At 47.6% G+C, this 24,286-nt stretch carries 23 protein-coding genes and 1 other annotated feature; of the genes, 21 read left to right on the top strand and 2 right to left on the bottom strand.

Annotated elements, in window-relative coordinates; translation table 11 throughout:
• Positions 1-442: 442 nt before the first annotated feature.
• From PBN151_RS30405 to PBN151_RS10985, 5 genes are all read left to right on the top strand, one after another.
• Positions 443-3,481 carry a DUF4855 domain-containing protein gene (locus tag PBN151_RS30405; protein ID WP_083545088.1) on the top strand — a complete coding sequence of 1,013 codons (3,039 nt, stop codon included), beginning with the start codon at positions 443-445 and terminating at the stop codon, positions 3,479-3,481.
• A gap of 304 nt (positions 3,482-3,785) precedes the next feature.
• A complete protein-coding gene (locus tag PBN151_RS10995) occupies positions 3,786-4,802 on the top strand; it encodes a hypothetical protein (RefSeq protein WP_072728935.1) in 1,017 nt (338 codons plus the stop codon).
• 289 nt (positions 4,803-5,091) lie between these two features.
• Complete coding sequence (gene sigK / locus PBN151_RS10990; protein ID WP_072728934.1) at positions 5,092-5,796, top strand: RNA polymerase sporulation sigma factor SigK; 705 nt, start codon at positions 5,092-5,094, stop codon at positions 5,794-5,796.
• Between the two features lie 29 nt (positions 5,797-5,825).
• On the top strand, positions 5,826-5,969 hold the full coding sequence (locus tag PBN151_RS31225; RefSeq protein WP_175560682.1) for a hypothetical protein: 144 nt from the start codon (positions 5,826-5,828) through the stop codon (positions 5,967-5,969).
• A 78-nt stretch (positions 5,970-6,047) separates the two neighbouring features.
• A complete protein-coding gene (locus tag PBN151_RS10985; RefSeq protein WP_072728933.1) occupies positions 6,048-6,707 on the top strand; it encodes a carbohydrate-binding family 9-like protein in 660 nt (219 codons plus the stop codon).
• A gap of 167 nt (positions 6,708-6,874) precedes the next feature.
• Here the strand turns inward: PBN151_RS10985 and PBN151_RS31220 are convergent, their stop codons facing one another.
• Positions 6,875-7,039, bottom strand: coding sequence for a hypothetical protein (locus tag PBN151_RS31220; protein WP_175560681.1), 165 nt, complete (start codon positions 7,037-7,039; stop codon positions 6,875-6,877).
• 115 nt (positions 7,040-7,154) lie between these two features.
• Between PBN151_RS31220 and spoVAC the strand changes: the two genes are divergently transcribed.
• The 16 genes from spoVAC to leuS all read left to right on the top strand — a co-directional run bounded on the left by spoVAC (position 7,155) and on the right by leuS (position 23,444).
• Positions 7,155-7,652 carry a stage V sporulation protein AC gene (gene spoVAC, locus PBN151_RS10980; protein ID WP_021256862.1) on the top strand — a complete coding sequence of 166 codons (498 nt, stop codon included), beginning with the start codon at positions 7,155-7,157 and terminating at the stop codon, positions 7,650-7,652.
• 45 nt (positions 7,653-7,697) lie between these two features.
• Complete coding sequence (gene spoVAD, locus PBN151_RS10975; RefSeq protein WP_021256861.1) at positions 7,698-8,720, top strand: stage V sporulation protein AD; 1,023 nt, start codon at positions 7,698-7,700, stop codon at positions 8,718-8,720.
• Between the two features lie 6 nt (positions 8,721-8,726).
• Positions 8,727-9,077, top strand: a complete 351-nt coding sequence (gene spoVAE, locus PBN151_RS10970) for a stage V sporulation protein AE (RefSeq protein ID WP_021256860.1) — start codon at positions 8,727-8,729, stop codon at positions 9,075-9,077.
• A gap of 276 nt (positions 9,078-9,353) precedes the next feature.
• Positions 9,354-10,310, top strand: coding sequence for an AAA family ATPase (locus tag PBN151_RS10965; protein ID WP_072728932.1), 957 nt, complete (start codon positions 9,354-9,356; stop codon positions 10,308-10,310).
• A gap of 3 nt (positions 10,311-10,313) precedes the next feature.
• The gene (locus PBN151_RS10960; RefSeq protein ID WP_072728931.1) at positions 10,314-11,588 is read left to right on the top strand and encodes a DUF58 domain-containing protein; all 1,275 of its coding nucleotides are present in this window, start codon (positions 10,314-10,316) and stop codon (positions 11,586-11,588) included.
• Positions 11,585-13,852 carry a transglutaminase TgpA family protein gene (locus tag PBN151_RS10955; protein ID WP_072728930.1) on the top strand — a complete coding sequence of 756 codons (2,268 nt, stop codon included), beginning with the start codon at positions 11,585-11,587 and terminating at the stop codon, positions 13,850-13,852. The genes PBN151_RS10960 and PBN151_RS10955 overlap by 4 nt, the downstream gene beginning before the upstream one ends.
• A gap of 176 nt (positions 13,853-14,028) precedes the next feature.
• A complete protein-coding gene (locus PBN151_RS10950) occupies positions 14,029-14,553 on the top strand; it encodes a YqeG family HAD IIIA-type phosphatase (protein WP_028531308.1) in 525 nt (174 codons plus the stop codon).
• A gap of 11 nt (positions 14,554-14,564) precedes the next feature.
• On the top strand, positions 14,565-15,668 hold the full coding sequence (gene yqeH / locus PBN151_RS10945) for a ribosome biogenesis GTPase YqeH (RefSeq protein ID WP_036618494.1): 1,104 nt from the start codon (positions 14,565-14,567) through the stop codon (positions 15,666-15,668).
• A gap of 45 nt (positions 15,669-15,713) precedes the next feature.
• Positions 15,714-16,604, top strand: a complete 891-nt coding sequence (aroE, locus tag PBN151_RS10940) for a shikimate dehydrogenase (RefSeq protein ID WP_072728929.1) — start codon at positions 15,714-15,716, stop codon at positions 16,602-16,604.
• 120 nt (positions 16,605-16,724) lie between these two features.
• On the top strand, positions 16,725-17,015 hold the full coding sequence (yhbY, locus tag PBN151_RS10935) for a ribosome assembly RNA-binding protein YhbY (RefSeq protein WP_072728928.1): 291 nt from the start codon (positions 16,725-16,727) through the stop codon (positions 17,013-17,015).
• Positions 17,016-17,036: 21 nt separating this feature from the next.
• On the top strand, positions 17,037-17,645 hold the full coding sequence (gene nadD, locus PBN151_RS10930) for a nicotinate-nucleotide adenylyltransferase (protein ID WP_021256852.1): 609 nt from the start codon (positions 17,037-17,039) through the stop codon (positions 17,643-17,645).
• Entirely contained in the window at positions 17,617-18,210 is a 594-nt protein-coding gene (gene yqeK / locus PBN151_RS10925; protein ID WP_072728927.1) for a bis(5'-nucleosyl)-tetraphosphatase (symmetrical) YqeK, read from the top strand. The genes nadD and yqeK overlap by 29 nt, the downstream gene beginning before the upstream one ends.
• A 63-nt stretch (positions 18,211-18,273) precedes the next feature.
• Entirely contained in the window at positions 18,274-18,621 is a 348-nt protein-coding gene (gene rsfS / locus PBN151_RS10920; RefSeq protein ID WP_021256850.1) for a ribosome silencing factor, read from the top strand.
• Entirely contained in the window at positions 18,618-19,601 is a 984-nt protein-coding gene (locus PBN151_RS10915) for a CvfB family protein (RefSeq protein ID WP_072728926.1), read from the top strand. The genes rsfS and PBN151_RS10915 overlap by 4 nt, the downstream gene beginning before the upstream one ends.
• A gap of 78 nt (positions 19,602-19,679) precedes the next feature.
• On the top strand, positions 19,680-20,441 hold the full coding sequence (locus tag PBN151_RS10910) for a class I SAM-dependent DNA methyltransferase (RefSeq protein WP_021257759.1): 762 nt from the start codon (positions 19,680-19,682) through the stop codon (positions 20,439-20,441).
• Positions 20,442-20,659: 218 nt separating this feature from the next.
• Positions 20,660-20,889: a binding site (T-box leader), on the top strand.
• 104 nt (positions 20,890-20,993) lie between these two features.
• Entirely contained in the window at positions 20,994-23,444 is a 2,451-nt protein-coding gene (gene leuS, locus PBN151_RS10905; RefSeq protein WP_072728925.1) for a leucine--tRNA ligase, read from the top strand.
• Here leuS and comER read toward each other — a convergent pair.
• On the bottom strand, positions 23,425-24,270 hold the full coding sequence (comER, locus tag PBN151_RS10900) for a late competence protein ComER (RefSeq protein ID WP_072728924.1): 846 nt from the start codon (positions 24,268-24,270) through the stop codon (positions 23,425-23,427). The two genes, leuS and comER, sit on opposite strands and share 20 nt — an antisense overlap.
• Positions 24,271-24,286: the final 16 nt, after the last annotated feature.

Genomic DNA, 24,286 nt, shown 5'->3' with positions numbered 1-24,286 from the left:
TTACGTATTTTCACAGACAGTAGTTCTCGTATGGCGTATGAAAAAAATTGCGTAGTGTATCAAATTATGTTGCTTGTTCTCCTGCAAGTCCCCCTCTATCATGAACCCATGCGGAAGAAATTACAGTCATATTTCAATGTATAGGGTCGTGATCGCGTTCAAAATGATCTACAGGCGAAATATTTTTTTCTGTTTTGAAAGCGCTAACTAAATTGGTCTTGAAGCTATTGTTTGAAGGCTGGTACGCAGTACGTTTTTACTCAGCTTCTACTCATTCGTTTTCGGGTTTTGGGTGCCTGTTTCTGCAAGTGCTCCCTAAATGGTTTATGCCGGATGCTGCGAAAGGGGGGATCAAAAATCGAGAGTTCGTCTAGAACAAAGGAAGTGGTGAAAGGTTTCTGGAATTTCAGTACTTAATAATATAAGAAAAGGAGCTGAATTAATGAAATCGAATAAAAAATGGGGATCGGTTCTGATTGCAGCTTTATTGCTGATTACCTCAGTTTCTGTGGTGCAGGCGAAGTCAACTATTCCGACAGTGACCATCACAGAGACGGGAGATGCGATCCAGACAGAAGGGAATGACGCGGGAAATCCACAAACCTTACCGGAACAACCAACGGATGACGGAGGGACAGCTATGGATCAGGCTAATCAAACACAGGACGTATATCAAAAAGCAGCATCATCAGAGGATCAGATGAAATTCCGCAATCTTGCGTTAGGTCTTCCCTATGAATGGTCTGAACAGCCGGACGCATCGCATCCGGACGACGGCTATAAGCTTACAGATGGGAAATATGGAAAGTTGGATAGGAATGACCCGGCGTGGGTAGGACATGTGCGCGGAAAAGCACGTGAAGTCGTGTTCGATTTGGGCGAGGCAAAGTCGATCGGCAAGATATCAGCCCGCTTTTTTCAGGATTTCCCCACAAACTCTATCCTCGTGCCGTTAGAGGTATCGATGTATGTTTCCGACGATAAGGAGAATTGGGGATTGCTCTCTCATAACGCCACTCAGCTGCTCTGGGGATCAGGGCCTCCTAGACAGGAGACGTTTACATGGGACGGAAGCCGAGACGGAATCAATGGCGGGAAAACAGATGGCAAGCTGGCTTATGCCCGTTACGTGAAAATCATCTTTACGATGCATCCTTCACAATGGGAATACATTGACGAAATTGAAATAACGGGTACGGACGGCAAGGTAGACGGGGCAGTAACCGTTCCTACTGAGCAGCCTCATTTTTTAGAGCCGAGTGAAGCGACAGCTGGTATCCGAAACCTGAATTTACTGTATAACGGACAGTATGCAAATGGTTTGGGTGATTGGAGCAAGGAGCGGATTATTCCTAACATCAGTTATGTGAATAAGGATGGCGAGCCTACCGATTGGCTTTTTGATGGCGTTTTATATCTCGGGCTTGCTTCACCTGCTGGCCGTGATTACGGTCTAGGGCAAACGAACTTAGAAGACTGGAAATGGTATTTGGATAAAACATTTGCGTCCACGGGGGATATGCAGAACTTGAATGAGGCTACCAAGGAAGTCGGAGCCAAGCTGAACCAGCCTGATTATAAAGAGAAGGTTGTGTTAATGATTCCGGATCCAGGAGGATCTTTAACCGATTTTGGTGACGTTGACGGTACTGGTTCCTTGAATTTTAACGAATCCGTTGTCGGCAGAGATAAAGCGCTTGAAAACAGGGGGAAAGCGATACAGTGGTGGCTCGATCAGGTTCAGCAAAGATGGGATGCTGCGAACTATTCAAATCTTGAGCTTGTTGGTATGTACTGGCTGCCAGAACAAATCGATATAGGTGAAACGGGACCAGACGTGGCTCGAATGATGAGTGAAAAAGTGCATGCCATGAATTTGAAGGTGTTCTGGATTCCTCACTCTTTGGCATACAAAATGTATATGTGGAAAGACGTTGGAATAGATGCTGCTGCTTATCAGCCGAATTACTTCTTCGGTGGAATGGATGTTGACCGTCTGGAGGATGCTGCGAATAATGCAAAGCGGTACAGGATGGGGAATGAAGTCGAGTTTGATGACGGGATGCTGACGGACGCCGTACTCCGCGAGCGTTTTATCGAATACTTGAACAGCGGTGTTGAAACGGGATTGATGCAAAATGGCTTTAGAGCTTATTACCAAGGAAATAATGCCGTTTACAACTTAGGAGTAAGCAAGGATCCAAGTTTGCGTTTAATGTATGACTGGCTGTATCAATATTTAAACGGAACATACGTCGTCCACAATAGCCCGGCGCCGGAGGCGGACATATTCATCAACGGACAAAAGTTAAATGGCGATATGGCCATACCGGATACGGAGACCCTTCAGATTACGTGGAAAATCAAAGATGACGATGGAAGCGGATTGGCGAAGGTAACGGTCTTGATGGATGGTAAACCTTACATCCCGGGAACACCATTTGATCTGGCGGGAAAACCGGATAAACATCAACTGGTCGTCACTGTAGCCGCTGCGAAATCCAAGACGACTACTTACATCATCAGAGCGGTGTCGACGGCCGATACGATGAAAGCACATGTGGATCGATTCGCAGAACAGAATCAGTTTACGACGGCCGAAGCCCCTCGTTCGCTGAACAATTATTTGGAACTGATGAAACGCTTTGAAGGAACAGAAGCGGGCCAGGTTGACAAGTACCTAAAAGGCTTCAATGTGAAACTAGATCAATTATGGGCAGACCATATCATTTCGGATACGGCTTACGCCGCGTTGAAAGAAGAGGTTTATAGCCTCGTTGGTAATCTGGCCGAAAATAAACCAGCGACTGCATCTTCCGTAGAAGGCTCCCTTGCGAGATTGGCGCCGGAAAATGCTGTAGACGGATTCTCTTCGACAAGATGGTCGAGCGCCTATGTGGATGACACTTGGTTCCAAGTCGATCTTGGCGAATCCAAAGAATTCGATACGGTTAGTATCGACTGGGAGAATGCCCGAGCTAAAACCTACAAACTCCTTGTCTCCGATGATAATCAGAATTGGATCAGTGTAATTAAGGACAATAACGGAATCATTACTGCGCATGCTGGAAAAGAAACCGTTCATTTTGATCCAGCCACAGCTAGATACGTCAAATTCCAAGGCGTTCAAAAAAATACGGAATACGGCTATTCCTTCTATGAATTTGGAGTTTATAATCTTTCTGGAGGCGGTACGGTCACACCGATTGAGGGCGCAAGAGCTGTGATAGATGTCGATGCAGGGAAATTAACGATCGATGGTCTGGTGATGAATGGAAGCCAGTCCAAAGTGAATTTGAAAGTGCTCGATTCGAAAGGGAAAGTCCGGTACGAAGGCCATACAACAAGCTCGGAAACGGGGAAATTCCAATTTTCGATTAAGCTTGTCGGGAATCTAAAGGGAACGAACGACGCCTATCTCTGGATAGAGGGAATGTCCACACCCGTGAAGTTTACATTCGACTATAGCAAAAAGAACTGATATTTCGAAAACAAAGCCATGGACGCAGTGTTATTTCCACGCTGTGATCCGTGGCTTTTTCTTTTGAATCAGTCTTGATGGTCGTAAGGGAATGATGTGTCCGAGATGAATGAGCAAGCCAAGGGAGATGAGCATCTGTATGATGATCGGAAAAACATATTGAAAGTGAATTAGATTCTAGTTCATAATAAAATTAAGGAGGAATCTGAACTTAAATCGAAACCTGTGCTTTTAACCATCCAATATATCACAAACATGGAATCAATACAATTAAATGTTATCACAATTGAAGGGGAGAAATAATATGACAAGTAGCACGTCAAATATTTCAAATGAAAAGATATTACCTATGTCACCTCCAATTCTCTCCTCATATCCCGTATACTCAAACCTATTATCTGTAATATCAAATGTCCCCGAAGCATCTCCTTGGATATTAAGTAATTATATACAATTAGTTAATAACCCACAGAAACCAACTATTTATTTTCCCACTGGTTATGCTCATGAATGTCCTTTTATAACAGAACAAATTATTAATAAAACCTTCATTAGGAATAAATGGAACAACGATATAGTTGGATTTATTATAGATTGTATTAATTTAGGATACTATATTTATCTAATTGTAGATGAGTACTATATATCAGCATCATGGGCATACAAAAAGCAATCTTTTACACACGATTTATTTGTTTTCGGATACAATAAATCGTTAAAGAAATTTAATATTGCTGACAATTTCAAACACGGAATTTATGCATATAATACATGTTCCTTTTACGAATTACAGAAAGCGTATTCATCTTTAAAAAATGCTGACGAGGATTATTTAGGTTTTAATGGATGTGTAAGATTATATAACATAAATCCCAAAGTAATTTATGAATTCAACATTGATTTGGTTATTGATTCAATCAATGATTATCTTGTTGGTAAATCTACACCACGTGAGCCTGAACATTACCGTAAAAATTATGTTTTTGGAATAAATGTATATAATTATATGAGAGATTACCTAAAAGCAGTGCATAAAGAATGTGATCTAAGAGCATTTCATACTCTTTTTGAACATAAAAAGTTAATGTTGCAACGTATTCAATTCATGGAGAAGTTAGGATTCCTTGAAAATTCTGGTTTGATTTATGACGATTACTCTGCAGTTAAAAATAAATGTGAAACTAATCTTTTCAGGTTAATAAAATTTAACATGACTCAAAATAGTTCCCTTTTAGATAAAGTAGTATCGAGTATGGATGAAATTGTTAGTAGGGAGAAATACGCTTTGGAAAATCTCTTAAATAACATTGTTTTAAAATAAGCTATGCTCCATGTACTTCGAGCTGGAATCCCTCCTGATCCTGAATGATCGCATATCTGATGTCAGAGGATGCAAAACCTCAGATTTTACAACCTATGGACATTTACTTTTTGGAGCTCATATCCAACCTTGAACAACGAGGGAAAATACAGCTTTCCTCGTACATGCACGTATAGGCCACCGCCTACATACAATGTATCACTGCGCCACAACTGTGAAAGAGAATCGAGAATGAACAGGCGCAAGATGCAGAACACAATGTCGTCAGACTTCTGGAGGTGGCTATTACATGACGGGATTATTCACGGCGATCGCACTCTTCATTAAGCAAATATCGCTGCTCGTCTCATACGTGAAGAACAATGCGTTTCCGCAGCCGTTGGCAGAGGAAGAGGAGACAAAGCACCTGCTTCTTATGGCAGAAGGGAATGCACATTCGAGAAATATGTTAGTTGAACATAACTTAAGGCTTGTTGCCCACATCGTGAAGAAGTTCGATAATACCGGCGAGGATCTTGAGGATCTGATCTCGATCGGCACGATTGGATTGATTAAAGCGATCGAGAGCTTTCAGCCGAATAAGGGGACGAAGCTGGCTACTTTCGCAGCTCGCTGTATAGAAAATGAAATTTTGATGCATCTTCGTTCGCTGAAGAAGACACGCAAGGATGTATCGCTGCACGATCCGATAGGGACTGACAAGGAAGGTAATGAAATTACATTAATTGACATACTTGGCACGGAAAGTGATGAGGTTGTCGAGAAGGTGCAGCTTAAGATCGAGAAAAGCAAAATATATCGCAATCTGGATATATTGGATGAACGGGAGCAGGAGGTTATCCGGGGGCGGTTCGGATTAGATGGAGGCGGCGATGAGCGAACACAGCGGGAGATTGCGAAGGAATTAGGCATCTCGCGTTCGTATGTGTCACGGATAGAGAAGCGGGCGCTTATGAAGCTGTATCATGAGTTTTATAAAGTGAAGCGAGATTGATCTATTACGAATAAGAGCTGAGCCTGGTCATGAAGAAATCGAGAAACCGTACAGAGCTGCGAGGATTGCCTTGCGGCTCTTTTTGGTGTGAGCGGATGGAGCACGATGTCGCAATCTCTTATTATTCACAACCTATTCTATATGTGCGACATTTTCTATTGCTTGTTGGCTAACACGTGATACCTATTTAACTCGAAATCGATTACACTTGTGCTAGGACAACAATGATAGAGCATAAGGAGAGAGAGCGAATGACATCGGCTAAGCATCAAGGAATGCAACATACAGAGAATGATTTGCGTAGACCGCTGGACTATCCATGTACCTATATGCCAAGCGGTACGCCAGATTGGAGCTTAACGGATTCGGTAGAGCTAGTAGATGTAGTAACGGGGGCAGCTCCACGCCAACAGACGAAGGTGAGGGCTTGCTGGACAGATACGACGTTCCATATGCAATTTGAATGCGAGGATGATTACATCGTCAGCCCATATACTGACCGGGATGATCCTTTGTACGAGGCGGATGTAGTAGAGTGCTTCATTGATCCTGACGGGGATGGCCGAGCTTATTATGAATTTAATGTAAGTCCGCATAATGTGATATTCGATGCTTACATTACGAACAATCCTGGCGAACCGAAGGGCTTCCATCCGGAATGGAATGCCGAGCATCTGCTATCCTCTGTGTCGTATGTCAATGTTCCAGTACGCAGAGTGATATATGAATTGGCGATTCGCTTTGAGGATTTGGAATGTACTACACCAGAAGTGGGCTCTCATTTCCGTCTTAACTGGTTCCGAATTGATCAAGATAAGCTTGGTGCTCGCACTTATGATGCTTGGGCTCCGACAGGTGCAGTTAATTTCCACATGCCAGAATGCTTCGGAACGATTCGATTTACGAAATAGAATAGTGGTTGATACGAGTAAGCGCCTTTCAGGCCCGTACTCAGCTTCTGTGCTGAGTGGGGACTGGGGGCGCTTATTTGTATAGCGAATAAACGAATCCTCCGAATATGGACATCCTGAAGGCTATTCTTCCTTAGCTTGTAGCGGATTATCAGGAACTGCATACACTAATGTATCGCATAGGGCCGTATCCAGTAATGCAGAGAGGAAGAGTGAATTTGGATAACAGGGTCATGGTACCGTTGTTCAGCTGTATTGTGCTTGTTCTGTTCGTCCTGCTCGCTATTTGCTTGCTTCTGCTGCACCTGCAGCGACTGTTGTAGGCTGTGCATGAAGGCAGTATGAGATACATGACATATTCCATCTCCGAAAGACAAATACTGTGTAGGAATGATGATGCATGTGAAATGATGAATGCTACACAAGTATGTTGCAGGAGGTGGAGATATGGCGTCATCAACGAAATCCGGAACACCGAAATGGAAATCAGGAAATTGGACGCTTTCTGAGCAAGAGTACAAGCAAATCGCCAGTCGACGGGAGCCCGCACGGACGGTAGGCAAAAATTGCATTCGTGCGTTCCTCGTTGGCGGAACGATTTGTTTGATTGGACAAGTTATCCAGCAGCTATATATGACGTATTTAGGAATGAGCGAGAAGGAGGCAGGCAACCCGACAGTCGTCACCTTAATTTTATTGTCCGTCATTCTTACATGCTTCGGCGTATACGACAAAATCGCACAGTGGGCAGGCGCGGGTACGGCCGTCCCGGTTACTGGCTTTGCCAATTCCATGTGTTCGGCGGCATTGGAGCATCGCAGTGAGGGCTTAGTACTGGGGGTAGGAGCGAACATATTCAAATTGGCAGGGTCGGTCGTCGTGTTCGGAACCGTAGCGGCGTTCTTCGTTGCGTTGATTTATTTGATCTTTGGACTCCAGCATTGACCTGCTGCCGCATTATGAACGCATGCATGAGGAAGGGGGATTTGGATGCAAATCGGACGTCATACATGGCGATTCCAGAGTGAGCCAGCGATCATTGGTACGGCAACAGTTGTGGGTCCTGATGAAGGAGAAGGGCCGCTGGCTGCTGACTTTGATTATATACATGATACGCTTGATATGCAGGAGAAAAGCTGGGAGAAAGCCGAACGTAAACTATTGGAGCAGGCGACGCAGCTTGCAATTGTTAATTCCCATATTACGCAGGACGATCTGAACTTTTTTGTCGGCGGGGATTTGCTTAATCAGATTATTAGCAATTCCTTCGCAGCGCGTACCCTGGGAGTTCCTTATATTGGCGTATTTGGTGCTTGTTCGACATCGATGGAATCGCTTGCGATTGCCTCTCTGCTTGTAGATTCGGGCAATGCGAACAAGGTGATGGCAGCTACTTGCAGCCATAACTGCACAGCGGAGAAGCAGTTCCGCTATCCGACCGAATATGGTTCCCAGAAGCCGCCTACGGCGCAATATACAGTAACAGGTGCTGGAGCAGCTGTAGTTGCCAAGGCAGAGAAGCAATACTCATCCATGCCTCGTGTGATTGCAGCTACGATCGGCAAGATTGTCGATCTCGGAATTAAGGATCCATTCAATATGGGGGCGGCAATGGCTCCAGCCGCAGTCGATACGATCCAGACTCACTTAAGCGATCTGGATCGCAAGCCTCAGGATTATGACTTGATTGTCACGGGCGACTTGGCATCCATCGGTCTGTCGATCGCCAATGATCTGTTCCAACAGAACGGACTGCATATGGAGCGGACAACTTTCAATGATTGCGGCCTTATGGTCTATGACTTGAACAAGCAGGCCGTACAAGCAGGGGGCAGTGGCTGCGGATGCTCGGCAGTCGTTACATACGGCCACATTCTGAAGCGTTTGCGCGAACGGAAGCTGAGACGTGTGCTTGTAGCTGCTACGGGAGCACTGCTCTCGCCGCTATCCTTCCAGCAAGGGGAGACGATTCCTTGCATTGCACACGCAGTAACGATTGAAATGAAGGGATGAAGCAGGATGATATATGTATGGGCATTTGTCATAGGCGGGTTAATCTGTGTAATCGGTCAGCTCATGTTCGATGTTGCCAAGCTGACTCCGGCGCACACGATGACGATTCTTGTTGTCGCAGGAGCGATTATCGACGGACTTGGCTGGTATGAGCCGCTTATTAAATTTGCAGGAGCAGGGGTAACCGTTCCGATTACGAGCTTCGGCAACTCTCTTGTACATGGAGCCTTGACCGAGATTAAAGCTTCCGGGTGGGTAGCACCTGTCAGCGGTATGTTCAAGACAACAAGTGCAGGCATTTCCGCTGCGATTGTGTTTTCCTTTTTAGCTGCTCTTGTCATTCGACCTAAGGGATGAGTGGAAGTTCTATTCAGATCTCGTCAATCGAATAAGGATACATGTAAAGTTCTGACGCTATTTCGATGGTGTCAGAGCTTTTTTTGTTGGTGATCACAATCCATGGTTTTAGCGATAAAACGAAGATATTTGACAAGATTCACCATGAATGGACATGTACGTTATTCCTTGAATGGTGTAAAATGAAAAAATGCATGAATTTTTAAAACTTTATCACGTGGAAAGTTACTAATTCTTCTACAAAATAATGAATGAACCCAATAGGAGGTCGTTGCCATGTCATCCTACCAATCATTGCATGCCCTAATGCGAAAGATGCAATCGACATTGGAACGATGTATTTTAGGTAAATCCCAAGAAATTGAACTTCTGCTGACAGCGATGCTGGCCGGAGGGCACGTTCTTATTGAAGATGTTCCCGGGACAGGCAAGACGCAACTTGTCAAATCATTAGCTCGTACGATGAATGGTTTATTTCGGCGAGTGCAGTGCAACCCGGATTTGCTTCCAACTGATATTACAGGTGTATTCATCTTCCATCCTAAGGATCAGCAATTTGTCTATCGTCCGGGCCCAATCATGGCGAATGTCCTGCTGGTAGACGAAATTAACCGTGCTACTACAAAGACACAATCTGCATTGCTTGAAGCAATGGAGGAACATCATATTACGGTAGATGGGCAGACTTTCTCTCTTCCTTCACCTTTTGTTATGTTTGCAACACAAAATCCGATTGAATTTGAAGGTACTTATGTACTTCCGGAAGCACAGCTGGATCGTTTCATGTTCAAGCTTAAGCTGGGGTATCCGGATGAGCAGACAGAGCGTACGATGCTGATTCGCCATGCGGAAGGTCTGCCATCGGAGAGAGCGGAGACTGTCACGGATATTGCCTCCATCAAGCTGATGCAGGAGGAAGTTCGCAATGTATATGTGGATGATGCAGTCGCGGCCTATATGATTGAGATCGTGCGGGCTACACGTGAACAAGCACATGTCCTGCTCGGAGCGAGCCCGCGCGCTTCCGTTGCCTTGATGCAGGCTGCGAAGGCGAGAGCATGGATGCATGAGCGGAATTTCGTTACGCCTGATGATGTGAAGGAACTGCTTCCTTTTGTATTGACGCACCGGATTGTATTGCGCATGGAGGCGAAAATGGAGGGCATTACAGCTCAGCATATTGTAAGCGGTATTACGGAGCGTGTTCGTGTACCAATCCGATTGGGGACGTAGCATATGAATCATTCGCAACGTATGTGGCAGCGCAAAGGAGCTCGCAAGCGAACGATTATAGCTGTAGCCAGCATGTACGTCTCGTGTTTGTTCTATTTCTTATTTCAAGGCGGCAAGACGTCAGTCATGCTGCTAGCTATGGCGACTGTGCTGCTAGTGTATTGGGGTTTAGTGTTAGTTGGCGGCATTCGCAGCGTACGGGGAACAAGAATGCTTGGCGATGGATCAGGTGTCTTCTTTCCCGCCAATTCGCAATTATACGTTAACATCCGAGTCACTGTACCAGGTTGGCTCCCCATTCCTTACCTCGTCGTCCGTGATGAGCTCTGTCGCTTCGGCAGCAGCTGTAATACGATGGAGTCTGCAGTTGTTTTAGGTGCTGGCCGTTCGGCTGCAGTCACTTACCGGACTCCGTCTTTGGCAAGAGGATATTATGAATTTGCTCCAGCGATATGCAGTTCTAAGGATCTGTTCGGGTTGTTCGAGCAGTGTAGAAGCTTGAATGCGCCATCCGCCTTCTATGTGATGCCAACTGTCATACCTATTCCGAGGTGGACACACGCGGAGCGACAGGTAGGTCACGGTGTGCATGCAGCATCTTCTGTCCGTCATCACAGAGAATCTTCACAACAAAACGGTGTGCGTGAGTATGTGTACGGAGATAAATTATCTCGCATTCACTGGAATGCAACTGCGAAGACGGGGATGTTGAAGACAAGACAGTTCGAACCAGAGTCCCAATCGCCTATCATTGTTGTGTTGGATTGCCGTTCACTTTCCTATGAGGGAAATAAAACAGTGGCGGATGAAAAATTTGAAGCTGCTGTATCTACGATGGCATCTCTTGTACAATACGGTGCTCAGTGTCAACGCCCAACCTATGTGGCGGCTATCGGGGAGCGATTGAATTGGTGGACGGCTGATCAGGCCAAACCAGAAATTGCTGTATTTCGACAATGGATGTCTACTGTGCAGCTGGAATCATCAGAAGAGCAAGAACAACTGCTTGCAGCACTTACTGAGCATGCATCGATGCTTCACGGAGCCTCACTTGCTTTCATTAGCGGACATGCCTCTTCAGATGTGTTGATATATACGCGGACATTATCGAAGCTGGGGTGTTCCGGGAGCTTTATTCATGTGAAGGAAGAGGTGTCAGCCCCGCATAACGAGAGGAGTCAATCTCTTATACGCTTGCTGGCCTCTCAGCGCTTGCACTACATTTCCTTGTCTCAAGTACAAGATCTGCCGAAGCTTCTAGGAGGTGGGGCCGCATGAAGACGGAACAGCCGTACTCCGCTCCTTCACGTACCTCAACCGTACAGAAGGCTGCAGATGATCGAATACAAGTGTGGTTATCCTCCTATTGGACAGAGCGGATGATCTGGACCTGTATGATTGTGATGGTCTGGCAATGGCTTGTCATGCTGGAACCGTATTGGTACGACGAGACGTTAGCCATGTCGCGCATGTTCATGATTGGATTATGGGGTGCAGTTATGCTCTTCCCATGCCAATTCATAGGCAGACTGATCATTACCCTCCCAGCTTTATGCTATATCGTGTATCGGAATCTCGTACAATTTGATATATGGATAGATGGTGGTGAACGGTGGGACAAGCTCCTTCAATTTCACCCTTACATCTGGTTTCTGCTAGGACTGTGGTTATGTTGCGAATCTCTTGTAGTGCTCGTGCAAGGCAAGGCGCGTGTTCTCTTATGGCTGCTTGTCCAAATTATGATCTTCGGCATACTGGATTCATTTACCGACGAAATATTGTGGATGCAGGTGGCGTGGATTGTTGGCGCGTCATTGATTTGGCTCATTTGTATTCACTATAAACAAATGAACACGGACTATCCGAACATATGGCGCGGATCCGTACGTTACCCGCTGCAAATGGGGCTGCTCGCTGTGTTCGTGATTTCTCTCATTATTTCTGTAGGGGTCAGTGTACCAGAAGTCAAGCCAATCTTGACTGACCCGTATACCGCTTGGAGCAATCGCTATGGCGATGGGAATAACCCGATGTCGGATCTCGTATCGAAAGTGACGGGTAGCGGGAGCGGATCTCGTACGAGTACATCCGGTTACAGCCATTCGGATGCAGAGCTGGGCAATGGCTTTAACATGGACTATATGCCTGTTATGTCCGTAACAACGGAAATGCGCGGCTACTGGAGAGGGGAATCGAAGGACTGGTACACTGGACAGGGCTGGGATAAAACACCAAGACGCAATCCCATTTTTAGTCTTCGACAACAGCTCACAGCAGCGGATCAGCCTGCTCGAAACATTCCTACAAGAATGATTCAACAAACAATTACGATGCAAAATAAGGACTTGTATCCCGTGTTATTCGGTTTAGGAATGATTGAGTCGGTAGAGTCAATTAGTAATTCTCTTGAGGCGGTTCTGCGTTGGAACGAGCAGGAAGGGGAAGTCAGGTATGAAGATCCGAAGACAGATAAATACCCGACTAGCTACACTCTAACTTCGCGAGTCCCGATTTTTACCGAGGAAGATTTGCGCAAGTCATCACAGACAATATCTACAGATGCGGATCGATTCCAGAGATATTTGCAAATTCCAAATACGCTTCCGCAGCGAGTCAAGGATTTGGCGCAGGAATTAACACATGACGAAACTAACTATTACGACAAGGTAAAAAAGGTAGAAAATTATTTGCGTACGCAGTATCGATATACGAATGCGCCGAATTTATCCTTGCGCAAGAGCGAGGATTTCGTCGATGCCTTTTTGTTCGAAATCAAGGAAGGGTATTGCGATCACTTCTCAACATCGATGGCCATTCTTCTTCGTTCTGCTGGCATCCCAACACGCTGGGTGAAGGGATACGCACCAGGAACGCGTCAGAACGGGGACGCTCCCACTCATGAGCTGGCCGAGCAATCGCAGGACAGTGGAGCTGGCACGTATCAGGTGACGAATGCAGAGGCTCATTCCTGGGTCGAAGTATACATGGGTGACTATGGCTGGGTTGCGTTTGAGCCGACGCCTGGCTTCACCTATCCGCGTCTGCAACAGGAAGAGAAGAAGCCGGAGCCAGAGAAGAAGGAAGAACAGAAGCCGGAAGAGAAGCAAGAGGAGAAGAAGCCAGAACCGAAGCAGGAGAGGCAAGACGCATCACTTCCAGCTTGGCTCGTTCAGGGGGCGAAGTGGATTGTTATCGTGATGGCGGCCGTATGTTTTCTTCTATTATTGTGGAAATGGAGAACGATCGGCTTCTCCCTGGGGTTCTTCTGGCTGCTGAAGCGTAATTTAACCTACAAGGAACAGATCATTTTGCATACAGACTTGTGGCTAAGCTATTGCAGATGGAAGGGCATGCGCAAGGGAGCGCATGAGACTGTGCGTGAAGCTGCCAAGAGATGGTCGGATCAGCGAGAGGGCAGAAGCGCTCCAGCGGCAGTGATCGTCAATAAGTTCGAGCAGGCGAAGTATGGCGGGCATCCTGTAATGGAATCAGATGTGAAGCAACTGAAAGAAGCAATTCGGGCGTACAAACACATCGGATAACAGGTTATATAGCATGTGACCATTTTCCAATAAGTAGTTGTTTTTGCGAATCCAATGCGAGGAAGATGTATCCGTAAATGTGGCAAATGAAAGTCGTTCCGCATAGGAACGGCTTTTTTTTGCACGAAAAACAAAGAATATGGTATAGTTTTTCGTATGAAAACGAGGTGACCGCTTTGTTGGAAAGGCTTATTCCCCGTCTTCGGGTTCGTACGGTGTACGATATTAACCTTGCGGAGCTGATGGACAAAGGATACAAGGGAATTATTACGGATTTGGATAATACGCTTGTAGGCGCGAAGGAACCTTTGGCAACGCCCGAATTAACGGCTTGGCTTGAACAAGCCCAGCAAATGGGGTTTCAAGTGGTGATTGTGTCGAATAACGATCATCCGCGAGTATCCCGGTTTGCGACGCCGCTCAATATTCCGTTTGTGAATTCAGCACGGAAGCCTTCGCAACGGGCCTTTCATCAAGCATTGAAGCTGATGGGGCTGACACCTGAGCAAGCGGTGGTAGTTGGAGATCAAATGTTGACCGATGTGCTCGGAGGCAACCGCATCGGGATGTATACGATATTAGTTGATCCAATCGCAATCCAAGATGAGGGTTGGATGACACGCATTAATCGGCGAGTCGAACGCATCGTAACGAAACGTTTTCGTAAAAAAGGAATGTGGCACGAGGAGGAACGACATTGACAGAAGAACAAATGGCACGGAAATGCAGCGGCTGCGGTACAGCTCTGCAAACGGAGAGTCCGGAAGCATCCGGGTACGTGCCGGCAAAAGCGTTGGAACGGACGCCTGTAATTTGCCAGCGCTGCTTTCGGATAAAAAATTATAATGAAGCAATATCCGTCGCATTCGATCAGGACGAGTTTCTTCGCCTATTGGGACGTATCGGCGAGGAAGACGCGCTCGTCATACACATTGTCGATCTATTCGACTTTGACGGCAGTATTATTTCCGGCTTGCAGCGATTTGTGGGGACTAACCCAGTACTGCTCGTCGTGAACAAAATCGATTTGCTGCCGAAGGTAACGAATTGGAATCGCATCATCAATTGGGTACAGCGCCAAGCGAAGGAACACGGCATTCGGATTGTAGACATTGCGCTCGTGAGCGCGAAGCGCAATCTTGGCTTCGACCGGTTGATCGATCAGGTTTCCGAGTGGCGCGGCAATCGCGATGTCTATGTCGTTGGTGCAACGAATGTAGGCAAGTCAACATTAATTAACCGCTTGATTCGGGACTATAGCGATTTGGACGGCGAGCTTACCACTTCTCGCTACCCGGGAACGACGCTTGATATGATCCATATCCCGCTTGACGATGGTAAGCATATCATTGATACACCGGGGATTGTGTACAAGAGCCGCTTGACGGAGCTTGCGAGCCGTGAGGACTTATCTTCCCTGCTGCCGGACAAATCTTTGAAGCCACTGGTATACCAATTAAATGAAGGGCAAACGTTGTTCTTTGGCGCGTTCGCTCGATTTGATTTCGTGGAAGGCGAGCGTCAATCCTTCACTTGCTACTTGTCGAACGATCTTCCGATCCATCGGACGAAGCTGGAACGTGCGGACGAGCTCTATCGTGATCACCGCGGCGAGCTGCTCGCTCCACCGACTCGCGAACGAATTGACGAGCTTCCAGCATGGACGAAGCACCAGCTTCGCATTGGGCGTGGAGGAGAGACAGACGTGTTCATTTCCGGCTTAGGCTGGATCAAGTGCAACGGTACAACTGGCGCGCTGGTTGAGATCCATGCGCCTAAGGGAGTTAAGGTGCTGGCACGCCACTCCTTAATTTAATTTTCGAAAGAGAAGAGACAGTCAATAAGCAGGGGGATGGGGTTCATGCCGGATAAGGATGCATCATATTCGAACAATCTTGTAATGAACATGAATAGCAGTTCCAAGGTGTATGCGGTAATCGGGGATCCGATTGCACATTCCAAGTCGCCGCTCATGCACAATGCAGCCTTGCAGGCGATGGACGTGAACGGGATATATACTGCATTTCATGTAAGGCCAGAACAGCTTGAATATGCCGTAGCAGGCATTCGCGCACTTGGTCTCGGAGGGGTGAACGTTACCATTCCGCATAAGGAGCGAGTGATGGCTTATTTGGATGAGGTTGATGGCAGCGCTCTGGTGATTGGTGCGGTCAATACGATTGTCCAACGTGACGGCAAGCTGCATGGTTACAACACGGATGGTCTTGGATATGTTCGTTCCTTGAAGGAAGAGATGCAAGCAGATATCCCATCCTCCCGCATTGTAATTATAGGGGCTGGCGGTGCGGCTCGGGGGATTGCGCACGCTCTTCTTACAGAGGGCTGCAAGGAGCTCATCATTGCAAATCGTACGGTGGAGCGAGCGCAGTCACTTGCGGACGACTTGTCGGGACTCGGCAATGTAAGAGCAGTTATGTTGGGCGATGCGCCTGCAATTGCGCCGAACGATGTTGACATCGTCATTCAGACAACTTCCGTCGGTATGCATCCCCATATAGAGGCGTCACCCGTGTCCGCGGAATGGCTGCAAGCCCATATGCTTGTAAGTGACATCATCTATAATCCACTAGAGACAGCCCTGCTGCAAGCAGCAAAGGCGAAGGGGTGCCGGATTCATAATGGGCTCGGCATGTTCGTTCATCAAGGGGCAATCGCATTTGAATTGTGGACAGGCTTGAAGGCCCCGACAGCGCTTATGCGGCAGCGCGTACTTGAGACGCTGCAATCCTAATTTCAAGATGTGGATACTCTAATACAGAAGCCATTAAGGCACGAAGGAGTCGCACGTTCCAGATATGGAGAGTAGGCTCATTACTATCACTCATGAATAGATAAGGCAGGTTAAACTTATATGCTAACGGGTAAACAAAAACGCTATCTTCGCTCTCTTGCACATCATCTGCAGCCTATTTTCCAAGTAGGCAAGGGCGGTATGAATGATCAACTCGTACGTCACGTTGAGGATGCAATCGAGAAACGCGAATTGATGAAAGTATCGGTATTGAACAATTGTTTGGAAGATCCGCGCGAAATCGCAGGGGAGCTTGCTTCACGCTCCGGATCCGAACTTGTTCAAGTCATAGGCAAAACGATCGTGCTGTACAAGGAATCGACAGATAACAAGCAGATTGAACTGCCATAACGATCACTGGAGGGCTACCGAATGAAGTTCGTAGGGATCATGGGCGGGACTTTTGACCCTATTCATCTCGGGCATCTAGTGGCAGCGGAATGCGCTAGGGAGACAGCTTCCTTAGATGAGGTATGGTTCATGCCAGCGCATGTGCCGCCGCATAAAGCGCATCGACCAGCTGCTTCTGCGGAGCAGCGCTTGGAAATGGCGAGGCTGGCGGTGCAAAGTAATCCGCATTTTCGAGTGTGCGACTGGGAGATTAAGCATGGCGGTGTATCCTACACGCTAGACACTGTCCATGGGCTGCGCCGGGAGTATCCCGACGTCAAGTGGGCGTGGATTATCGGCGGCGATATGGTCGCTTACTTGCCCCAGTGGCATCACATCGATGAGCTGATGGAGCAGATTCAATTTGTTGGATTGCATCGTCCTGGATCAAGCTGGGATGCTGCCAAGCTGCCTGCTGCGTGGTCTTCTCGGCTCATCGAGAGCGAGATGCCGCAGATGGATATCTCATCGACCGATATTCGGCAGCGATTGGCCGAAGGGCGATCGATCAAGTATATTGTGCCGGACGAGGTTCAACAGTATATAGCAAGGTGGGGTCTATATGAATCGGACGCGCGAACAACTGATTGAGGCTGTACAATCCCAGATGCCAGCTGTAAGATGGCAGCATACGCAAGGGGTTATGACAACAGCCGTTCAACTGGCCAAGAAGTATGGAGCAGACCCGAATAAGGCGGATATCGCGGCCATACTGCACGATGTAGCAAAGTACTGGCAGACAGATCGAATGGAACAGATGATTCGGGAACATAACATGCCATCCGAATTGCTGGAGTATGACAAGCAATTATGGCATGCGCCTGTGGGCGCACATGTGGCGCAGCATGAATATGGAATTGAAGATGTAGAAATACTGGATGCAATCAAGTACCATACTTCCGGCAGAGAGAAGATGACCCTGTTGGATAAGGTAGTGTGTCTGGCAGATTACATCGAGCCGGGGCGGGATTTCCCTGGAGTTGATCATATACGTGAACTGGCGGAGCAGAATCTAAATGCGGCGTTAATTGCCGGATTTGACTCGACCATTCGATTCTTGATTGAGCGCCGCCGCCGGGTATTCCCGCTGACGATCCTTGCTCGCAATGGGCTGATCCTCGAACTGGAGGCAGAACTTGAACTGTCAGCAACTTAATCACGAAATGGGCTTAGAAATACAAGAATAAGAATGGCTCAAACACAATGTGGAGGTAATTGAATGGCAGACAACATTAAACAATTGCTCGAAATCGCCGTAAGTGCGGCTGAAGATAAGAAAGCGATGGATCTTATTGCGCTTGACCTGCAAGGCATATCCCTTATTGCAGATTACTTCGTAATCTGCCACGGCAACTCGGATACACAAGTTCAAGCGATTACGAACGAAATTCGCAAGCGTGTGCATGAGGTAGGCGGACATGTGCGTGGTACAGAAGGATTTGACTCCGCACGCTGGGTTCTCATTGATTTGGGTGACGTAATCGTGCACGTGTTCCACCGCGAAGAACGCGAGTACTACAACATTGAGAAGCTGTGGTCCGATGCGAAAGTTGTGGAGTTTGCATGATTTGGGAAGCAGGAACGATTCAACGATTAATAATCGACCGTGAAGTATCTCCGTACGGATATTTCTTGACGAACGGAGAGCAGGACGTGTTGCTGCATTATACAGAGCTTACGGGCAAAGTAGAGCCTGGCGATTACGTGGAAGTGTTTTTATACTATGACACGGAAGATCGCATTGCTGCGACAATGAAGCGTCCGCTGTTGACACTCGGAGAGATTGCTAAGCTTACGGTAGCGGATATTCATCCGAAGTACGGCTGCTTCCTGGAGATGGGGATTGGGCGTCAGCTGTTGCTTCCGAAGGGAGAGCTTCCCGAGTTTGAGCCGCTTCACCCGAAGGTTGGCGATGAGGTATATGTCCGGATGGAACAGGATCGCTACGGACGACTTATTGCACTGCCAGCTCGTGAAGATGATTTGGTTCCTTATATGTTCGCAGCTCCTGAGTCTTGGAACAACACATGGCGCGATGCGGTCGTGTACCGTCCTCTCAAGATGGGAACGTTCGTAGTTGTAGACGGCGCGCCTGTTGGAGAAGGTGTTATTGGATTCATACATGAATCGCTTCGTCCGCGCCTGCTTCGTCTAGGTGAGTCTGTCCGTGTTCGCATTACGCATGTGCGTGAGGATGGCCGCGTTAACGTTACGATGGCAGAACGCAAAGAAGTCGGCATGGATCAAGATGCTGAACGCTTGTTCACCTTCTTGAAGGAGCGTCCGAACGGCACAATGCCATATTCCGATGAGACGCCTGCCGATATTGTGAAGCAGCGCTTTGGCATTAGCAAGTCAGCATTCAAGCGTGCTATCGGCCGCTTGCTGAAGGCAGGTCTCATTCGTCAAAATGGGAATTGGACCGAATTGACGGAAACGGCTGCTGCAATGGATACGGCACAGCTTCACAAGGCACTGTCGGCGGCACAAGCCGAAGCGCGTGAAGCACATAAGGCTCGCTCGCACGGCACCGACAATGCACGCTAAGTCCTTCGTTCAACATGCATTACGAATGATGGAATGATGGAATGAGGGAACAACCTCCGGCAGGGGAAGTGAAAATAGATGATTTCATATGGGCGTGTAGCGGAGGTTTATGACCGCTTAATGGAGGACATGCCATACGACCAGTGGGTGTCATTTGCTCGGCAGGCCTGGGAACGATTTGGAAGCGGCGAGGTTCGTTCTATCGTTGACCTTGGCTGTGGAACCGGGAGTACGGCATTGCCACTGGCGAAGCTCGGTTATGATGTAATCGGCATCGATATTTCAGAATCGATGCTGTCAATTGCGAGCAGCAAGGGAATAGAGGCTGGACCGCTGAAGGGCGACGTGCGTTGGGTGAATCAGGATATGTGCGATTGGGCCATGCCTGGAGAAGCGGATGCCGTCGTTTCGTTCTGTGACAGCTTGAACTATGTGACAGAAGAGGACGACGTGAAACGTGCTTTTCAAGCTACCTATAACAACTTGAGATCTGGCGGCGTTTTCTTGTTCGATGTGCTTCATGTCCGTCAATTCGAACATTATGCGGAGACCCAGCCTTTTGCCTATGATGATGAAGATATCTCTTACATTTGGTTTTCGGATTATGATGAAGAACGCCAGGAGATTGAGCACCAGCTGACCTTGTTCGTTCGTCAGCAGTCCGGAGGCTTGTACGAGCGTATTGACGAGGAGCATGTTGAACGCGCCTATGATCCAGACTGGTTAGAACGTATGCTGAAAGAAGCTGGTTTCGATCATGTCGAGCAATTTGCGGACTTTGAATGGCAGTCGCCGGACGAAGAGTCGCGCCGAATCTTTTTTGTTGCAGTGAAGCCATAAAGATAGATGTGCATAGTTTCTGAAGATGCATGTGATATGCACATTGATCCGTCGTGAGATGTAGAATTCGGTGTTACTTTCTCAATTCAAGGCGAATGAACAAGAAAGATTTGGAGTTGCATGGCGATCATTGACAATAAGAAAATTTTTCATTATGATATAGCTACTTGCATCTATTTGGATGCATCATAATCATATTCAAGCTGAATAGGTAGAATGGAAAGACTTCGAAGAGGAATAGTACCTTAGGTCCCATCTTCAGAGAGCCGGCGGTTGGTGCAAGCCGGTGATGGTGCAGAAGCGAACTCGCCTCAGAGTCGCGCAGCAGAATCGGGAGCGGTAAGCTGCGACGTATTGCCAGCGTTAATGGTGTAAAGGGAGTGGATAGCAAAGCATGCTGTCCGCTAACTAGGGTGGTACCACGGGAATAATGCCTCTCGTCCCTAGCGATAATCGCTAAGGATGGGAGGCTTTTTTAATCACATTTATTCATTGCCACAAGTATGACGGACATGCGCGAGCAGCCGTCTGGGCATCGTAGGAGGAGTAAGCATGAGTCAAGAAGCGAAGCAGCCGCACGGTTACGTGCCGCAGCAGATCGAGCCGAAATGGCAATCCTATTGGGATGAACATAAGACATTTGCAACGACAGAAGATGAGAACAAGCCGAATTTCTATGCACTGGATATGTTCCCATATCCATCTGGCGCCGGACTTCATGTAGGACACCCGGAAGGATATACGGCTACAGATATCATGTCTCGTTACAAGCGCATGCAAGGATACAATGTCCTTCATCCGATGGCATGGGACGCATTCGGCCTTCCAGCTGAGCAATATGCGATCGATACGGGACAGCATCCGCGTGAATTCACGGTAAAGAATATCGACAACTTCCGTCGTCAGATCAAGTCCTTGGGCTTCTCTTATGATTGGGATCGTGAGTTCAGCACAACTGATCCGGAATATTACAAGTGGACGCAGTGGATCTTTATTCAATTGTACAAGAGAGGACTCGCTTACGTTGCAGAAGTTCCTGTTAACTGGTGTCCAGCCCTCGGTACAGTACTTGCGAATGAGGAAGTCATCGATGGCCGTTCGGAGCGTGGTAATCACCCAGTTATTCGTAAGCCAATGCGTCAGTGGGTATTGAAGATTACGGAGTATGCAGAGCGTTTGTTGCAAGATCTGGATGAGCTTGACTGGCCGGAGAGCTTGAAAGACATGCAGCGCAATTGGATTGGGAAGTCCAAGGGAGCTGAAGTTCGCTTTGTAATCGACGGTCACGAAGAGGAACTGGTTGTATTTACAACTCGTCCAGATACGCTGTTCGGTGCAACTTACTGTGTCATGGCTCCTGAGCATGAGCTTGTCGAACGCATCACGACAGCTGAACAGCAAGCTGCTGTGAAGGCATATCAAGAGCAGGCGGCACGCAAGAGCGATCTGGAGCGTACGGATTTGGCGAAGGATAAGACGGGTGTATTCACAGGCAGCTATGCGGTGAACCCGGCGAATGGAGCGAAGCTTCCAATCTGGATCTCGGATTATGTGCTTGCTGGATACGGTACAGGTGCAATTATGGCTGTTCCCGGACATGATCAGCGCGACTGGGAATTTGCGAAGCAATTTGACCTGCCGATCATCGAAGTGATTGAAGGCGGCAATGTGCAGGAAGAAGCATATTCCGGCGATGGAGCTCATGTGAATTCAGAATTCCTGAACGGAATGGACAATGCGGCTGCAATGGCGCGCATGATTGAATGGCTTGAAGCAGAAGGCAAGGGCGAAGGCAAGGTAACGTATCGCCTGCGCGACTGGTTGTTCAGCCGTCAACGCTACTGGGGAGAGCCGATTCCAATTCTTCATCTGGAAGACGGAACAATGAAGCCTGTACCGGAATCCGAACTTCCGCTTACACTGCCGGATGTCGATCAGATTCGTCCATCGGGTACTGGAGAATCTCCGCTTGCGAACGTAGACGAATGGGTGAACACAGTTGATCCGGAGACAGGCATGAAGGCTCGCCGTGAAACGAATACAATGCCGCAATGGGCGGGAAGCAGCTGGTACTACCTGCGCTACATCGATCCGCACAATAACGATGAAATCTGCTCCAAAGAGAAGCAAAAGAAATGGCTTCCAGTTGATTTGTACATTGGCGGCGTTGAGCATGCGGTTCTTCACTTGCTGTATGCGCGCTTCTGGCACAAGGTATTGTTCGACCTTGGTGTCGTAGATACGAAGGAGCCATTCCAGAAGCTTGTTAATCAAGGGATGATTCTTGGTACAAATGGCGAGAAAATGTCTAAGTCCCGCGGCAATGTCATCAATCCAGATGATATTGTGAACGAGTTCGGCGGCGATACGCTGCGCATCTATGAAATGTTCATGGGTCCACTGGAAGCGACGAAGCCATGGAACACGAATGGTGTAGAAGGAAGCTACCGATTCTTGAGCCGCATCTGGCGCTTGTTCATTAACGAGGAGACAGGAGCCCTGAACAGCAAGATTGCTGACGGAACGGATGGAGCAGATCCGGCCTTCGTTCGTACATGGCACAAGACCATCAAGAAGGTGACGGAAGACATCGAAGGATTCCGCTTCAATACGGCAATCAGTCAATTGATGATCTTCATCAATGAGGCGTATAAGACAGAGGTTCTTCCACGCCAAGCGATGGAGAACTTCGTTCAATTGCTGGCACCGCTCGCGCCACATATCGCGGAAGAATTGTGGCAGCGTCTTGGCTACCAAGAGTCGATTACGTACGCTGCGTGGCCGACTTATGATGATTCGCTTACAGTTGATGCGGAAGCAGAAATTGTTATTCAAGTGAATGGCAAGATTGTATGCCGTGCAAATGTAGCAGCAGATGCTGACGAAGAAGCAATGCAGCAAAAAGCGATGTCCCTCGCGAACGTTCAGGATGCCATCGCTGGCAAGACGGTTCGCAAAGTCATCGCAGTAAAAGGCAGACTTGTTAACATTGTGGTCGGTTAAGTTCTTCGCCAAATAGTTGGGATTCGACCTTGTGTAGATCCTCCTCATATTTGGCATGGGTGACTTGAATGAGCTGCTGGAATACCCCATCCAGCTCACCATCCAACAGACGGAGCGCCTCGGCGGTAATGCCGCCGGGGACTGCTACCCGCTGTCTCAAGTGCTCCAGGCTGAATCCTCCCTCCGTTAGCAGCTTGCCAGTACCAAGCAGCATCTCGCTGGCCAGGCGCTCTGCCTCATTCCTTTCGATTCCTGTAACTTCAACTGCAGCCTCTATCCATTTCTGCACGAAAAAGGCGATAAATGCCGGCCCACAGCTTGAGATATCCGAAGTGATGCGCGTATACTGCTCGGATACCTGAACTGGACGGCTAATGGACATCATCAACTGTTCCAATAGCAGCCTGTCTTCTGTTTGAATTCTGCTTCCATACATACATAAGGATGCTCCACTCCATACATAATTCGTAACACTTGGTATAATTTTTGCTATCTTGCAGGATAGCTGCCGCTCCAAATGGCTAATGAGCACTGGACTCGTTATCGATACAATGATGAGAGAAGGCTTTACATATTGTGCGATTTCGTTCAGAACGGCTTTGAATTCTGAAGGCTTCACACATAAAAAGACGATATCGCTTTCTTGTACAGTTTCTACATTGCTGCTGGCCAATTGCAGCCCAGGATATTGTGCAGCCAGCTGTTGAACCTTATTCCTCGTGCGATTGCTCGCGATAAGCTGAGATGGTTCCAATGCACCTGATTGAATAAGTGCTTCAATAATCGTAGACCCCATGCTTCCCGTACCTATAAACCCGACTTTCAAGTACGTTCCCTCCCTT

The sequence above is a fragment of the Paenibacillus sp. NAIST15-1 genome, assembly GCF_001894745.1.
GTDB lineage: Bacteria > Bacillota > Bacilli > Paenibacillales > Paenibacillaceae > Paenibacillus_B > Paenibacillus_B suaedae.
This window is presented reverse-complemented; position numbering and strand designations above follow the sequence as displayed.

What these genes read in the sequence shown, in the direction of transcription:
- spoVAD (WP_021256861.1), top strand. Translation starts at nt 7,698, where the DNA reads ATGCAAATCGGACGTCATACATGGCGATTCCAGAGTGAGCCAGCGATC.
- aroE (WP_072728929.1), top strand. Translation starts at nt 15,714, where the DNA reads ATGCCGGATAAGGATGCATCATATTCGAACAATCTTGTAATGAACATG.
- spoVAC (WP_021256862.1), top strand. Translation starts at nt 7,155, where the DNA reads ATGGCGTCATCAACGAAATCCGGAACACCGAAATGGAAATCAGGAAAT.
- yqeH (WP_036618494.1), top strand. Translation starts at nt 14,565, where the DNA reads ATGGCACGGAAATGCAGCGGCTGCGGTACAGCTCTGCAAACGGAGAGT.
- PBN151_RS10955 (WP_072728930.1), top strand. Translation starts at nt 11,585, where the DNA reads ATGAAGACGGAACAGCCGTACTCCGCTCCTTCACGTACCTCAACCGTA.
- PBN151_RS10985 (WP_072728933.1), top strand. Translation starts at nt 6,048, where the DNA reads ATGACATCGGCTAAGCATCAAGGAATGCAACATACAGAGAATGATTTG.
- PBN151_RS31220 (WP_175560681.1), bottom strand. Translation starts at nt 7,039, where the DNA reads ATGCACAGCCTACAACAGTCGCTGCAGGTGCAGCAGAAGCAAGCAAAT.
- PBN151_RS10915 (WP_072728926.1), top strand. Translation starts at nt 18,618, where the DNA reads ATGATTTGGGAAGCAGGAACGATTCAACGATTAATAATCGACCGTGAA.
- PBN151_RS10910 (WP_021257759.1), top strand. Translation starts at nt 19,680, where the DNA reads ATGATTTCATATGGGCGTGTAGCGGAGGTTTATGACCGCTTAATGGAG.
- PBN151_RS10960 (WP_072728931.1), top strand. Translation starts at nt 10,314, where the DNA reads ATGAATCATTCGCAACGTATGTGGCAGCGCAAAGGAGCTCGCAAGCGA.
- spoVAE (WP_021256860.1), top strand. Translation starts at nt 8,727, where the DNA reads ATGATATATGTATGGGCATTTGTCATAGGCGGGTTAATCTGTGTAATC.
- sigK (WP_072728934.1), top strand. Translation starts at nt 5,092, where the DNA reads ATGACGGGATTATTCACGGCGATCGCACTCTTCATTAAGCAAATATCG.
- PBN151_RS30405 (WP_083545088.1), top strand. Translation starts at nt 443, where the DNA reads ATGAAATCGAATAAAAAATGGGGATCGGTTCTGATTGCAGCTTTATTG.
- PBN151_RS10995 (WP_072728935.1), top strand. Translation starts at nt 3,786, where the DNA reads ATGACAAGTAGCACGTCAAATATTTCAAATGAAAAGATATTACCTATG.
- leuS (WP_072728925.1), top strand. Translation starts at nt 20,994, where the DNA reads ATGAGTCAAGAAGCGAAGCAGCCGCACGGTTACGTGCCGCAGCAGATC.
- nadD (WP_021256852.1), top strand. Translation starts at nt 17,037, where the DNA reads ATGAAGTTCGTAGGGATCATGGGCGGGACTTTTGACCCTATTCATCTC.
- PBN151_RS31225 (WP_175560682.1), top strand. Translation starts at nt 5,826, where the DNA reads ATGAAGAAATCGAGAAACCGTACAGAGCTGCGAGGATTGCCTTGCGGC.
- PBN151_RS10965 (WP_072728932.1), top strand. Translation starts at nt 9,354, where the DNA reads ATGTCATCCTACCAATCATTGCATGCCCTAATGCGAAAGATGCAATCG.
- yhbY (WP_072728928.1), top strand. Translation starts at nt 16,725, where the DNA reads ATGCTAACGGGTAAACAAAAACGCTATCTTCGCTCTCTTGCACATCAT.
- rsfS (WP_021256850.1), top strand. Translation starts at nt 18,274, where the DNA reads ATGGCAGACAACATTAAACAATTGCTCGAAATCGCCGTAAGTGCGGCT.
- yqeK (WP_072728927.1), top strand. Translation starts at nt 17,617, where the DNA reads ATGAATCGGACGCGCGAACAACTGATTGAGGCTGTACAATCCCAGATG.